12 protein-coding genes are annotated in these 14,097 nt (G+C 69.5%); 2 read left to right on the forward strand and 10 right to left on the reverse strand.

From position 1 onward, the window contains the following. Positions 1–130: 130 nt before the first annotated feature. The 10 genes from ABTU92_RS02110 to ABTU92_RS02155 form a co-directional block, all read right to left on the reverse strand. Positions 131–1,234: a cobalamin-independent methionine synthase II family protein gene (locus ABTU92_RS02110; protein ID WP_408087200.1), complete on the reverse strand. Its 1,104-nt coding sequence runs from the start codon at positions 1,232–1,234 to the stop codon at positions 131–133. A gap of 167 nt (positions 1,235–1,401) precedes the next feature. Beyond that, complete coding sequence (locus tag ABTU92_RS02115; RefSeq protein WP_408087202.1) at positions 1,402–2,163, reverse strand: ABC transporter ATP-binding protein; 762 nt, start codon at positions 2,161–2,163, stop codon at positions 1,402–1,404. Continuing rightward, the gene (locus ABTU92_RS02120) at positions 2,156–2,932 is read right to left on the reverse strand and encodes an ABC transporter ATP-binding protein (RefSeq protein WP_408087386.1); all 777 of its coding nucleotides are present in this window, start codon (positions 2,930–2,932) and stop codon (positions 2,156–2,158) included. The genes ABTU92_RS02115 and ABTU92_RS02120 overlap by 8 nt, the downstream gene beginning before the upstream one ends. A gap of 5 nt (positions 2,933–2,937) precedes the next feature. Then, entirely contained in the window at positions 2,938–4,017 is a 1,080-nt protein-coding gene (locus ABTU92_RS02125; RefSeq protein WP_408087204.1) for a branched-chain amino acid ABC transporter permease, read from the reverse strand. After that, the gene (locus ABTU92_RS02130; RefSeq protein WP_408087206.1) at positions 4,014–4,874 is read right to left on the reverse strand and encodes a branched-chain amino acid ABC transporter permease; all 861 of its coding nucleotides are present in this window, start codon (positions 4,872–4,874) and stop codon (positions 4,014–4,016) included. Before ABTU92_RS02130 ends, ABTU92_RS02125 begins: the two co-directional genes overlap by 4 nt. A gap of 212 nt (positions 4,875–5,086) precedes the next feature. Next, entirely contained in the window at positions 5,087–6,262 is a 1,176-nt protein-coding gene (locus tag ABTU92_RS02135; RefSeq protein WP_408087208.1) for an ABC transporter substrate-binding protein, read from the reverse strand. Between the two features lie 242 nt (positions 6,263–6,504). Next, positions 6,505–7,095, reverse strand: a complete 591-nt coding sequence (pcaG, locus tag ABTU92_RS02140; RefSeq protein WP_408087210.1) for a protocatechuate 3,4-dioxygenase subunit alpha — start codon at positions 7,093–7,095, stop codon at positions 6,505–6,507. A gap of 1 nt (position 7,096) precedes the next feature. Next, on the reverse strand, positions 7,097–7,795 hold the full coding sequence (pcaH, locus tag ABTU92_RS02145) for a protocatechuate 3,4-dioxygenase subunit beta (RefSeq protein ID WP_408087212.1): 699 nt from the start codon (positions 7,793–7,795) through the stop codon (positions 7,097–7,099). A 202-nt stretch (positions 7,796–7,997) separates the two neighbouring features. Further along, the gene (locus tag ABTU92_RS02150) at positions 7,998–8,786 is read right to left on the reverse strand and encodes a CoA-transferase subunit beta (protein ID WP_408087214.1); all 789 of its coding nucleotides are present in this window, start codon (positions 8,784–8,786) and stop codon (positions 7,998–8,000) included. A gap of 132 nt (positions 8,787–8,918) precedes the next feature. Continuing rightward, positions 8,919–9,770: a CoA transferase subunit A gene (locus ABTU92_RS02155; protein ID WP_408087216.1), complete on the reverse strand. Its 852-nt coding sequence runs from the start codon at positions 9,768–9,770 to the stop codon at positions 8,919–8,921. Between the two features lie 312 nt (positions 9,771–10,082). Here ABTU92_RS02155 and ABTU92_RS02160 point away from each other — a divergent pair, with 312 nt between their 5' ends. Both ABTU92_RS02160 and mutS read left to right on the forward strand, forming a co-directional pair. Then, the gene (locus ABTU92_RS02160; protein WP_408087218.1) at positions 10,083–11,102 is read left to right on the forward strand and encodes an amidohydrolase family protein; all 1,020 of its coding nucleotides are present in this window, start codon (positions 10,083–10,085) and stop codon (positions 11,100–11,102) included. Positions 11,103–11,345: 243 nt separating this feature from the next. Further along, positions 11,346–14,096 (forward strand): DNA mismatch repair protein MutS, encoded by a 2,751-nt coding sequence (gene mutS / locus ABTU92_RS02165; protein WP_408087220.1) that lies wholly within the window; start codon positions 11,346–11,348, stop codon positions 14,094–14,096. Position 14,097: the final 1 nt, after the last annotated feature.

The raw sequence follows: 14,097 nt of genomic DNA on the forward strand, positions 1-14,097 counted from the left end.
GGCGCGAGACGCGAGGACGAGACCCTCGACCTCAGATATCGCCCCATCAGGAAACCGCAAGGCACGGCGCGGCGGCCTCGATGCGCGGGCCGAGCCCGCGCATCGCGTGCGGCGGCGCGGATGTGCCCGCTCAGCCCCACACCTCGCGGGAGATCTCGACGATCATCGACAGCTTCGCCCACTGCTCCTGGTCGGCCAGGATGTTGCCCTCCTCGGTGGAGGCGAAGCCGCACTGCGGGCTGAGCGCGAGCTGATCGAGCGGCGCGAACCTCGCCGCCTCCTCGATGCGGCGCTTCACCGCGTCGGGATTCTCCAGCGTGCCGGTCTTCGACGTGACGAGACCGAGCACGACGACCTTCTTGCCCTTGGGCAGGAAGCGCAGCGGCTCGAAGCCGCCGGCCCGCTCGGTGTCGTACTCCAGGAAATAGCCGTCGTAGTCGATCTCGCCGAGCAGGCGCTCGGCGACCGGCTCGTAACCGCCCTCGCTGATCCAGGTCGAGCGGAAGTTGCCGCGGCACACATGCGTCGTGATCACCATGTCGTGCGGCCGGTCGGAGATCGCGTGGTTGATCACCTCGGCATAGATGCGCGGCAGCTTCTCGACCTCCTCGCCGCGCTCGCGGGCGAGCTGGAGCTGCTCCTTGGAGCACAGATAGGCCCACACCGTGTCGTCGAACTGCAGATACCGGCAGCCGGCGTCGTAGAAGGCCTTGACGGCCTTCTTGTAGGCGCGGCCGAGATCGTCGAAGAAGGCGTCGAGATCCGGATAGACCGAGGTGCTGATCTCCTTGCGGCCGCCGCGGAAGTGCAGCAGCGTCGGCGACGGGATCGTCATCTTCGGCACGACCTTGGTGTTGGCCGCCAGGAACTTGAAATGCTCCAGCATCGGATGGCCCGAGAAGCCGACCCTGCCGGTCACCCGCACGCCTTCGGCGCGCGTCTGCACGCCGTGGAACTGGATGCCGGACTGCGCCTCGAAGCCCTCGACGCCGTCGAGCTTCTTGAGGAAGTCGAAATGCCACCAGGAGCGGCGGAACTCGCCGTCGGTGACGGCCTGGAGCCCGATGTCCTCCTGGGTGCGGATGACGCGGCGGATCTCCTCGTCCTCGACGCGGTGGAGCTCCTCCGCCGGGATCTCGCCGGCCTGGAAGCGGGCGCGCGCCTCCTTCAGGGCGGCGGGCCGCAAGAGGCTGCCGACCTGATCGGCCCGGAACGGCGGACGATTGCGCGACATGTGCTTCTCCTCCCTGGCGGCGCGGGGCCGCATGTGTCGATGCTCCTCGCCGACCACTCCGTCATGGCCGGGCTCGTCCCGGCCATCCACGTCGTTGCGGACGGCGACCGTGCTCGTGGATGCCCGCGACGAGCGCGGGCATGACGCCGCAGAACCGGTGACGGGCGTCACCCGCCCGCAACGTGATGACTTGCCTCGACCCTCGTCGCTCCCCGCTTCGGGCCGCCGTGGCTGACACCGAGAAAGCCTTCCAGCACGGCGCGGTCGGCCTTCAGCGCGGCGCTGTCGCCGGCGTGGACCACGCTGCCGCGCTCCAGCACCACGGCCTGGTCGGTGACACCGAGAATCTTCTGCGCGTTCTGCTCGACCACGATGGCCGACAGGCCCTCGTCGCGGGTGATGCGCGAGAGCGCGGCGATCAGCTCCTCGACGATGATCGGCGCGAGTCCCTCGGTCGGCTCGTCGAGCAGCATCAGGCGGGGATTGAGAACGAGGGCGCGGCCGACCGCCAGCATCTGCTGCTCGCCGCCGGAGAGCTGGTTGCCGAGATTGCCGCGCCGCTCGGCGAGCCGCGGGAACATCGCGTAGACCTTGGCGGGCGACCACGCGCCGGGGCGCGCCACGGCGGTGAGGTTCTCGTGGACGGTGAGCGACTTGAAGATGTTGCGCTCCTGCGGCACCCAGCCGATGCCGGCATGGGCGCGCTGGTCGGGGCGCAGCCGCGTGATGTCGCGGCCGGCGAGCCTGATGGTGCCGCCGCGCCAGCGCGTCACCCCCACGATGGTGTTGACCAGCGTCGTCTTGCCCATGCCGTTGCGGCCGAGCAGCGCCAGCGAGCGCCCTTCCGCCAGCGTGAGCGAGATCTCGTTCAGCACCACGGCTTCGCCGTAGCCGGCCGAGAGGCGCTCGATCTCCAGGAGCTCAGGCATCGACCGCCTCCCCGGATTCGAGCGACTCGCCGAGGTAGACGGCCTTGACCCGCGGATCGCGCGCCACCTCGTCGGGCGTGCCCTCGACGAAGAGCTGGCCGTTGACCAGCACCGAGATGCGGTCCGCGAAGGTGAAGACGATGTCCATGTCGTGCTCGATCAAGAGCACCGTGACGTCCGCCGGCAGGCCGGCGACGGCGGCGAGAATCTCGTGGCGCTCCGCCTCCGGCACGCCGGCGGCCGGCTCGTCGAGCAGCAGCACGCGCGGCCGGCACGCGAAGGCGAGCGCGATCTCCAGGAGCCGCTGCTTGCCGTAGGGCAGAACGCCGGTGCGCTCGTGCATCACGTCGGCGAGGCCGAAGCGCTCGAGCAGCGCGGCGATCTCGTCGACCACCTCGGGCCGGGTGCCCGGCACCCGCCAGAAATGCGTGCCGGTGCCGAGCCGCTCGGAGATCGCCAGGCCGAGCGTCTCGACCGGGGTGAGATCGGCGAAGAGCTGGTTGATCTGGAACGTGCGGGCGATGCCGAGCCGCACCCGCTGGTGCGGATCGAGCATCGTGATCTGCTTGCCGTCGAGCAGGATCTCGCCGCCCGACGGCTTGAGCACGCCGGTCAGCATGTTGACCAGCGTCGTCTTGCCGGCCCCGTTGGGGCCGATCAGCGCATGGCGGGCGCCGCGCGCGATCGACAGGTTGACGTCGTTCGACGCGACGATGCCGCCGAAGCGTTTTTCCAACCGGCGGGTCTCCAGGACCGGAACAGGGGACATGGACATCACGGGCGCCCTCCCTCGTCCGGCGCGGGCTCCGCGCGTCGCGAAGAGCCGCGCCAAGACCGCCAGTCGGACACGCGGTCGACGAGTCGGCGCAGCGGCGCGAACCAGCCGCCGATGCGGTCGCGGCCGACCAGCACGATCAGCACCAGGAACAGGCCGATCCAGAACTGCCAGTACTGCGGCGTCGCCGCCGCGATCCAGTCCTGGGCGAAGCGGAACACGACAGCGCCGATCAGTCCGCCGTAGAGATGCCCGGTGCCGCCGATGATCAGCACGAGGAGCGCGTCGGCGGAGCGGTCGAAGGAGAGCGACTCGAGCGACGTGAAGGCGGTGGTCTGGGTCAGCAGCGCGCCGGCGACGCCCGCATAGGCGGCCGCCATGGTGTAGATGCCGACCAGTCGCCAGGTCTGGCCGATGCCGACCGCCGCGGCGCGCAGCGGGTTGCCCTTGATCGCCTGCAGCGACAGGCCGAAGGGCGAGCCGACGACGCGGCGCGCGATCACGAACAGCACGAACAGCACGCAGAGGCTATAGACATAGGCGGTGTGGCCGTAAAGATCGAAGCGGAACAGGCCGAGCACCGGCTGCATCTCGATCCCCTGGAGGCCGTCGGCGCCGCCGGTGAGCCAGGCGGCCCGGTTGGCGACCTCGCGCACCAGAAGGGCGACGCCGAGCGTCACCATCAGGCGGGTGAGATCGGTGCCGCGCAGCACCAGGAAGCTGGTGACGAAACCGAACAAGCCGCCGGCCAGGCCGGCGACCAGCAGGCCGAGCACCGGCTCGGTGACCAGCGCGTGCTTGGCGAGCAAGCCGGCCGTGTAGGCGCCGACGCCGAAGAAGGCCGCGTGGCCGAGCGAGATGATGCCGGCATAGCCGAGGATCAGGTCGAGCGACAGCGCGAGCAGCGCCCAGATGACGATCTCGGTGAGGATCAGATGGTGCTCGGGCAGTACCCAGATGGTCGCCGCCGCGGCGAGCCAGAACACGATCTCGAGCGGCGTCCAGCGGGCGCGGGCCGTGAACTGCGCCGAGATCGCGCTCGCGAGCGTCGCCGAGGTCGACACGTCGGGACCTCTCATCGCGCACCCTTCCGGACGAACAGGCCCTGCGGCCGCAGGATCAGCACCACGATCATGATCGTGTAGATGACGAAGGCCCCGAGCTGCGGCACGTAGTACTTGCCGGCGACGTCGGCGATGCCGAGCAGCAGCGAGGCGAGGAACGGACCGGTGATCGACGAGGTGCCGCCCACCGTCACGACGATCAGGAAGTAGATCATGTATTTGAGCGGGAAGATCGGGTCGAGACCGAGGATCTCGGCGCCGAGCGCGCCGCCGAGGCCGGCGAGGCCCGATCCCAACGCGAAGGTGAGGCCGAATACGGCACCGACATTGATGCCGAGCCCACGCGCCACCCGCTGGTCGTCGACCGCGGCGCGCAGCCGGCTGCCGAAGCGCGTCCGCGTCAGCCCGAGCTGCAGGAGCGCCGTGATCAGGCCACAGACGACGATGATCAGGAGCCGGTACTTGCTCATGCCGATGCCGAAGACCGTGACCTGGCCTTGCAGCTCGGACGGGATGGCGATGAACTGCTGCGACGAGCCCATCATGTAGTCGACCATGGCGACCGACATGAAGACGAGCCCGATGGTGAACAGCACCTGGTCGAGGTGGCTCTTGGCGTAGACGTGGACGTAGAGGGTCCGTTCGAGCAGCGCGCCCAGCGCGGCGGAGAACAGGAAGGCGACGACGAGGCCGAGCCCGAACGGCACGCCGAGCCGGTTCACCGCCACCAGCGCCGCGTAGCCGCCCGCCATCGCGAAGGCACCGTGCGCGAGATTGACGAAATTCATCAGCCCGAGCGTCACCGACAGCCCGGCGGCGAGCACGAACAGGAGCATGCCGTAGGCGATGCCGTCGAACAGGATCGTGACCATGGGGCCGCCGGGGGGTGAGACGTTGACGCTTCAGAACCTCTCCCCGCACGCGGGGAGAGGTCGACATTCGCGCGTCCAGCGCGGATGTCGGGTGAGGGGCGTCGCCGTATCCACGAGAGGCCCCCTCACCCGACACGCCGCTTCGCGGCGCGCCACCCTCTTGTCGCGCAATTGCGCGACCCCGCGCAGCGGGGAGAGGGCAGCGACCAAGCTCACTTCTTCGCCTTGCCGGGATCCTTCACGTCCTTGAAGGTCTCGAACTCGACGTTGTAGAGCTCGCCGTTCTTCTTCTCGACCTTGCGGACATAGATGTTCTGCACGATGTCGCGCGTCTCCGGGTCGATCGAGATCGGGCCGCGGGGGCTCTCCCAGGCCATGCCCTTCATGGCGGCGAGGAGCTTGTCGCCGTTGGTGTCGCCGTTGGTCTTCTTCAGCGCCTCGTAGACGAGATGCATGGCGTCGTAGCCGCCGACCGACATGAAGTTCGGGCGCAGGCCGTTGTTGGCCTTCTTGAACGCCTCGACGTACTTCTTGTTGAGCTCGGAGGGGTGGTCGGCCGAGTACATGTGCGCCGTCACGGTGCCGATCACCTGGTCGCCCATGCCGTTCAGGAGATCGTCGTCGGTCACGTCGCCGGTGCCGATGATCTTGATGCCGGCCTTGTCGAGGCCGCGCTCGATGAACTGCTTGACGAAGGTCGCGCCCTGGCCGGACGGCACGAAGACGAACACGGCGTCGGGCGAGGCGTCGCGGGCACGCTGCAGGAACGGCGCGAAGTCGGGCGCCGCGAGCGGCACCTTCAGGGCCTCGACGACCTGGCCGCCGCCCTTGGTGAAGGCCGCCGTGAAGCTCTTCTCGGCGTCCGCGCCGGGCGCGTAGTCGGACACGATGGTCACGACCTTCTTGACGCCGTTCTTGGCCGCCCACTCGCCGATGATCTCGCTCGACTGCGGCAGCGTGAAGCTGGTGCGCAGGATGTAGGGCGAGCGCTCGGTGATGATCGAGGTGCCGGCATTGGCGACGATGGTCGGGATCTTCGCTTCGGTGGCGAGCGGCGCGACGGCGAGTGCGGTCGGCGTCACGGCGAAGCCGATCAGCACGTTCACCTTGTCGCGGACGATCAGCTCCTGGGCGAGCCGCTTGGCGTTGTCGGCGACGGCGCCGTCGTCCTTGACGATCAGCTCGATCTTCTTGCCGGCGACCGTGTCGCCGTGCTGCTGCATGTAGAGCTTCATGGCCGCCAGCGTCTGCACGCCGGTCGACTGCTGCTGCCCCGTCATCGCCTCGATGACGCCGATCTTGACGACACCCTGCGCCGAGGCGGCCCCGGCGGCCAGAAGGCCGAGGGCGACGCCGGCGGCGAGCCGTGTCAGAATCGTCCCGAGCATGTCTCTCTCCCTGTGGTTCGTTGCCTTGTTGTCGTTGTTTTTCGTTCCGTCGTCCCGGCGGTCTCGCCCATCGGCGAGACCGTAAGCGGTCTAGCAGTCACCCGCTCGTCCCCGCGAAGGCGGGGGATCCAGGGGCGACACGGCGAAGACACCCTGGATTCCCGTTTTCGCGGGAATGAGCGGAGATCGGGGCGGGTTTCGAACACCGCGCGCAGCGCCGCACGAGTCGCCCCACGCCCGCGTCAAATCTCGAAGAACACCGTCTCGGCGTCGCCCTGAAGGCGGATGTCGAAGGTGTAGACCGTGTGGCCGTTCTGCTCCGACCTCGCCGCGATCAGGGTGCCGCGCCGCTCCGCCGGCACCAGGCCCAGGATCGGATCGGCGGCGTTGCCGGCCTCGTCGGCGAAGTAGATGCGCGTGTAGCTCTGGCGCAGCATGCCGCGTCCGTAGACGGCGACCAGGATGTGCGGCGCTTGGGTCGTGTCGTCGGGCCCCGGCACCGGGCCGGGCTTGATCGTCTCGAACACGAAGCGCCCTTCGGCGTCCGTGCCGGTGCGCCCGAAGCCCTGGAAGGTCGAGTTGCGCGGCCGCGGGTCGGCGGGGCTGGCGTAGCGGCCCTGCGCGTCGGCCTGCCAAATCTCCAGCATCGAGTCGGTGATCGGCGCACCGTCGCCGTCGTAGATGCGGCCCTCGATGCGGATGCGCTCGCCGGCGGCATCCGGCGTGATCAGGTTGTTGCCGAAGGTGTCCTTCCAGTCGTACTTGCCGTTCGGCGTGAGGCCGTAGGCGAAGTACGGCCCGACGGTCTGGGACGGCGTAATGCCGAGCGTCATCTCAGCTCTCCATCGGGGTCTGGTTGCGGCCGCGCAGCACGATGTCGAACCGGTAGGCGAGCGCCCATTCCGGCACCGTGCTCTCCAGGTCGAACACCGCGATCATGCGGTTGCGCGCCGCCTCGTCGGTCACCGAGTTGAAGATCGGATCGAACGGGAACAGCGGGTCGCCCGGAAAGTACATCTGGGTGACGAGCCGCGACACGAAGGAGTGGCCGAACATCGAGAAGTGGATGTGGGCCGGCCGCCAGGCGTTCGGATGATTGCCCCACGGATAGGCGCCGGGCTTCACGGTGATGAACTTGTAGTGCCCGTTCTCGTCGGTCTTGCAGCGGCCGGCGCCGGTGAAGTTCGGATCGAGCGGCGCCGGGTGCTGGTCGACGACGTGGATGTAGCGGCCGCAGGCATTGGCCTGCCAGATCTCGACCAGCGCGTTGCGCACCGGCCGGCCGTCCTCGTCGAGCACGCGGCCGTGCACGATGATACGCTCGCCGAGCGGCTCGCCGGCGTGCTGGCGGGTGAGATCCTCGTCGCCAGGCTGCACGGCGTCCTGCCCGTAGACCGGGCCGGTCAGCTCGCTCAGCGTGTGCTTCATCAGGATCAGCGGCTTGGTCGGCGACCGCTTGGGCGTGCTCTTGTACCCCGGCGACAACCGCGGCGGAAATGCGGACAGACTCTGGGTGGGAAAAAAGAACGTCATGGCCCTGGGTGTTTCCTGCTGTTTCGCTTCGATGAGCGTGTTTTTTCGTATTTCACCCCGCCGGGGCGGCGAATGCAAGCCCAGATTGGTCCAGTTTTGGACGCTTCGTTCGATTATCGCGCACCCACTTCGAGAGCCTCCCACCGTCTCGGGCCGAGCCGCCCGCCGTCGCGGACCGTGCCGCGAGCCGGCGCGATCGCCCTCACGCCGTCCCGTGGGCGCGGCGGGTGCGGGCGTGAAGGTCGCGCAGCACCGCCAGCTCGACCTCGCTCGGCATCGCGGTCTCGGCGACCGTCTCGGCGAAGCGAACCGGCCAGCCGGTCGCCGCGCGGATCTCGTCCCGTGTGGTTCCGGGGTGGATCGAGACGACGATCATCTCCTTGGTCTCGGGGTCGGGCTCGAAGATGCACAGGTCGGTGATCAGCCGGGTCGGTCCCTTGGTGCGCATGCCGAGGCGGGCGCGATGGTCGCCGCCCTCGCCGTGGCCGAACGTCGTGACGAAGTCGAGCTTGTCCACGAAACTGCGCCGGCTCTGCGTCATGGTGACGAAGATCTCGCCGCACTGCGCCATGATCTCGGGCGCGCCGCCGCTGCCCGGCAGCCGGGTCGTCGGCCGGTGGTAGGGGCCGATCACCGTGGTGTTGAGGTTGGCGAAGCGGTCGATCTGGGCGCCCGGCAGGAAGCCGACCGTGATGCGCCCGCCCTGCAGCCAGTAGCGGAACATCTCCGGCACCGATACGGTGGTCAGCGCCGTGTCGCACAATTCGCCGTCGCCGATGGAGAGCGGCAGCACGCTCGGCCGCGTCGCGATGGTGCCGGACTCGTAGATCAGCGTGATGCCGGGCGCATGCGTCAGGCGCGCGAGATTGCAGGCCGCCGACGGCAGCCCGATGCCGACGAAGCAGACGTCGGACGAGGAGAGCGCCCGCGCCGACACGACGGTCATCATCTCGGTGGCAGTCCAGGCGAGCGTCATGGCGTCCTCACGCATGATCGTTCGTTTCGGCGTCATTCCGGGGCGCGGACCGTGAGGTCCGCGAACCCGGAATCCAGCCCCCAGCTTCGACCTCGCCGCTGGATTCCGGGTTCGCGGCTTCGCCGCGCCCCGGAATGACTCCGGGGCTCACGCGGCCAGCCGGGCGCGGTGCCGGGCGAAAGCCTCCGGCCCCTGCTCCAGCACATTGGCCTTCATCCAGGCCAGGAAGGCGTCGCGGTCGCGGGCGATCTCGTCCCAGCCGAGATAGAAGGCGTTGTCGCGCGGATAGTAGCCGTGCGCGTAGGACGGATAGGCGCCGCCCGGCACCGCGGCGATCGCCGCGACGGTCCAGCCCGGCAGGATCACGGCGTTGGGGCTGCGGTCCCCGAGATCGTCGACGATCTCCTCCACGGTGACGACGGCGCGCTTCGCCGCCAGCACGGCCTCCTTCTGCACGCCGAGGATCCCCTCGATCAGCACGTTGCCGGCCCGGTCGGCCTTCAGCGCATGGACGATCGCGACGTCCGGGCGCAGCGCCGGCACGGCGGCGAGCTCTTCCCCGGTGAACGGACAGGTGACGCGGCGGATGCTCGGGTTGACCTTCGGCAGATCGACCCCGAGGTAGCCGCGAAACACCGCGAAGGGCAGGTTGGCGGCGCCGGCCGTATAGGCGTTCGCCATGGCGGCGTGGGCGTGCTCCTCGAGTTCGATGTGGTGCGGCCAGCCGCGCTCGATCGCGTCGCGGAAGCGGTGCAGCGAGCCGACGCCGGGATTGCCGCCCCACGAGAACACGAGCTTCCTGGCGCAGCCCATGCCGATCATCTGGTCGTAGACGATATCGGGCGTCATCCGCACCAAGGTGAGGTCGCGGCGGCGCTGGCGGATCACCTCGTGGGCGGCGGCGTGCGGGATCAGATGGGTGAAGCCCTCGATCGCGACCGTGTCGCCATCGTGGACGGCGGACGCGATCGCGTCGTGAAGCGACATCAGCTCGGCCATCGTGACCTCGGACAGGGGGACGGCCCCGGAAAAAAGATCGAGACAAACGGATTCTGAAAGGCGAGACCGCATCTAAGGCCCGCCGCCGCCTCACCGTCAAACGCCGAAACGCGGCCGGCCTCCGCCGCGGGCCCGCGCTCGCGCCGGTTTCGGCATCCGAAGCCTTTCGGATGGTTGAAAAATTTAGGCTCGGCCGGGAGCCCCGCATGTGGCCCGTGCAGGGCTCGGGACTGGCCCGCGGCATCGTGTCCTGCCATGGTCGGGCACCCCGCCCTGCCCGGCCGCCCCGCCCGAACCTGGATCCCGCCCCCGATGCGCATCGACGCCTACACGCACTTCATCCCGGCCGGCATTCTCGCCGCCATGGACCGGCTCGGCGCCGGCCAGCAGGGCATTGGCAAGCGCATGCGCGGCATCCCGTGCATCTACGACCTCGATGCCCGCCTAAAAATGCTCGACGCGTTTCCGGACTATGCGCAGATCATCGCCTATTCGAGCCCGCCCATGGAGGACGTGGTCGCGCCCGAGAGGACCGAGGAGTTTTGTCGGATTATCAACGACGGGCTCGCCGAGATCGTCGACCGCCACGGCGACCGCTTCCCCGGCTTCGTCGCGCAGGTGTCGCTCGCGGATGTCGAGGGCGCGGTGCGCGAGGCGAGGCGCGCCATAGACGACCTCGGCGCCTGCGGGGTGCAGATCTACACCAACGTGAACGGCCGCCCGATCGACCTGCCGGAGCTCGAGCCGTTCTGGGACGCGGTGGAAAAGCTCGACAAGCCGGTGTGGATCCACCCGGCGCGGCGTGCCGACTTCCCCGACTACCAGAGCGAGGACAAGTCGCTCTACGAGATCTGGTGGACGTTCGGCTGGTCCTACGAGACCGCCGCCATGATGGCGCGGCTCGTGTTCTCCAAGGTGCTCGACCGCCACCCGCGCCTGAAGCCGATCGTCCACCATTTCGGCGGTATCGTGCCGATGTTGGAGGGCCGCATCGGTCCGGGCTGGGATCTGATCGGCACCCGCACCTCGGACGCCGACTATGCGAGCCTCAAGGCGTCGCTGAAAAAGCGCCCGCTCGACTATTTCCGCGAGAGCTTCTTTCCCGACACGGCCGTGTTCTCGTCGCGGATCGGCACCCAGGCCGGCCTCGCCTTCTACCCGAAGGAGAACATCCTGTTCGCGACCGACTGCCCGTTCGACCCCGAGAAGGGCCCGGGCTTCATCCGCGACACCCAGGCGATTCTCGACAGCCTCGATCTGCCGAAGGAGACCCTGGACCTGATCTATCGCGGCAACATCCAGCGCATCACCGGCAAGACGTTCGTGAGGTGAGAGCCGAGGCGCCGCCCCGGTGTGCTCCCTCCCCCCTTGTGGGGGAGGGCTGGCGAGGGGGGTAAGCCACGGGCTCCAGCGCGAGTGGCTCACCCCCCTCCCTGCCCCTCCCCCACAAGGGGGGAGGGAACCCCGCGGCAATTCATTCACCCCATCGCACGCCGATGATCCGGGGCGCTCTCCACAATCCCCTTGCCGGCCCCCCTAAAATCCCGGCGGCGCTTCTGCTAGCGTGCGGCCGCCATGGACGCCCTGCACAAGCCCGCTCCCGACGAGACCGACGATCCGCGCGCCGACGCGCGTGCCGCGGAGACGCGTGTCGCCGAAACCCGCGTCACGCCGATGATGGAGCAGTACATCGAGATCAAGGCCGCCAATCCGGACTGTCTCCTGTTCTACCGGATGGGCGACTTCTACGAGATGTTCTTCGCCGACGCCGAGACGGCGAGCCGGGCGCTCGGCATCGTGCTGACCAAGCGCGGCAAGCACCAGGGCGCCGACATCCCGATGTGCGGCGTGCCGATCGAGCGCGCCGACGAGTACCTGCATCGGCTGATCGCGCTCGGCCACCGGGTCGCCGTGTGCGAGCAGATGGAGGACCCGGCCGAGGCGAAGAAGCGCGGCGGAAAGTCCGTCGTGCGGCGCGACGTGGTGCGGCTCGTCACCCCCGGCACGCTGACCGAGGACACGCTCCTCGATTCCCGCCGCAACAACTTCCTCGCCGCGATCGTGCGCGGCAAGCCGTCGTCGGGATCGGACGACGCGCGCTTCGCGCTCGCCTGCCTCGACATCTCGACGGGCGAATTCCGCCTGACCGAATGCGACCGCGTGCGGCTCGCATCCGAGATCGCCCGCGTCGAGCCCGGCGAGGTGATCGTCTCCGACGCGCTCTACGAGGATCCCGACGTCGCGCCGTTCCTGCGGTCGCTGCCGGCCGTGACTCCGCTCGGCCGCGACGTGTTCGACGGGGCGAGCGCCGAGCGGCGGCTCACGTCGTATTTCGCCGTCGCCACCTCGGACGCCTTCGGCACGTTCTCGCGGCTGGAGCTGACCGCGGCGGCGGCCTGCGTCACCTATGTGGAGCGCACCCAGCTCGGCAAGCGGCCGCCGCTGTCGCCGCCGTCGCGCGAGGCGCTCGGCGCGACGCTGTCGATCGACGCGGCGACCCGCGCCAATCTCGAGCTGATGAAGACGCTCGGCGGCGAGCGGCGCGGCTCGCTGGTCGCCGCCATCGACCGCACCGTCACGGCGGCGGGCTCGCGGCTGCTCGCCCAGCGCATCGCGGCGCCCTTGACCGACCCGGCCGCGATCGCGCGGCGTCTCGACGCCGTGGAGTTCTTCACGCGCGAGTCGATCCTCCGCGGCGTCGTGCGTGAAAAGCTCGCGGCGGCGCCGGACCTCGCCCGCTCGCTCGCCCGCATCGTGCTGGCGCGTGGCGGCCCGCGCGACCTCGCCGCCATCCGCGACGGCCTTTCGGCGGCGGCCGACCTCGCGGGGCGCCTGTCCGCCGACGGGCTGCCGGACGAGATCACGACGGCGTCGCGCGATCTGCGCGCCCCCGATCCGGCCCTCGCCGAGATGCTGAGCGCAGCGCTCGCCGACGAGCTGCCGCTGCAGAAGCGCGACGGCGGCTTCGTGCGATCCGGATACGAGCCGGCGCTCGACGAGGCGCGTGCCCTGCGCGACGAGTCGCGGCGCGTCATCGCCGCCCTGCAGGCCCGCTACGCCGACGAGACCGGCATCCGGGCGCTGAAGATCCGGCACAACAACGTGCTCGGCTATTTCGTCGAGGTGACGGCGCAGAATGCCGAGCGGCTGATGACGCCGCCCCTCAATGCCACCTTCATCCATCGCCAGACGCTCGCCGGCCAGGTGCGTTTCACCTCGACCGAGCTCGGTGCGCTGGAGGCGAAGATCGCCAGCGCGGCGGACCGCGCGCTCGGGCTCGAGCTCGAGATCTTCGAGCGTCTCGCCGCCGCCGTGATCGCGGCCGCCGACGCCGTGAAGGCCGCCGCGCAGGCGCTCGCCGTGATCGACGTCGCCGCGGCGCTCGCCGCGGTCGCGATCGAATGCCGCTTCGTGCGGCCGGAGGTCGACGGCGGCGTCGGCTTCTGCATCGAGGGCGGGCGCCATCCGGTGGTCGAGCAGGCGATCGCGAGCGAGGGCGGCTCGTTCGTCGCCAACGACTGCGACCTCTCGCCGATGTCGGACACGGGCCGCGGCCGCATCGCGGTCGTCACCGGCCCCAACATGGCGGGCAAGTCGACCTACCTGCGCCAGAACGCCCTGATCGTCGTGCTCGCCCAGGCCGGCAGCTTCGTGCCGGCGGCGCGCGCCCGCATCGGCGTCGTCGACCGGCTGTTCTCGCGGGTCGGCGCCGCCGACGATCTCGCGCGCGGGCGCTCGACCTTCATGGTCGAGATGGTCGAGACGGCGGCGATCCTGAACCAGGCGAGCGACCGCTCGCTGGTGATCCTGGACGAGATCGGCCGCGGCACCGCGACCTATGACGGCCTCTCCATCGCCTGGGCTGCGGTCGAGCACCTGCACGACAGAAACCGCTGCCGCGCCCTGTTCGCCACGCACTTCCACGAGCTGACGGCGCTGGCCAACAAGCTCGATCGGCTGTTCAACATCACGGTGCGGGTGAAGGAGTGGCACGGCGACGTCGTGTTCCTGCACGAGGTCGTCGCCGGCGCGGCGGACCGCTCCTACGGCATCCAGGTGGCGAAGCTCGCCGGCCTGCCGCCCGCCGTCATCGAGCGCGCCAAGCACGTGCTCGGTGTGCTGGAGGCGGAGGACAGAACGTCACCGGCCCGAAAGCTCGTCGACGACCTGCCGCTGTTCGCGCCGCGCATCGCGCCGCCCAAGGTCGCCGTCGATCCGCACGCCGAAGCCGTGATGAAGCGCCTCGCCGAGCTCGACCCCGACGACATGTCGCCACGCGACGCCCTGGAGGCGCTCTATGCGCTGAAGCAGGCGGCACGGGGGTGAT

The organism is Rhodoplanes sp. SY1 (genome assembly GCF_046000175.1).
Taxonomy (GTDB): domain Bacteria; phylum Pseudomonadota; class Alphaproteobacteria; order Rhizobiales; family Xanthobacteraceae; genus Rhodoplanes.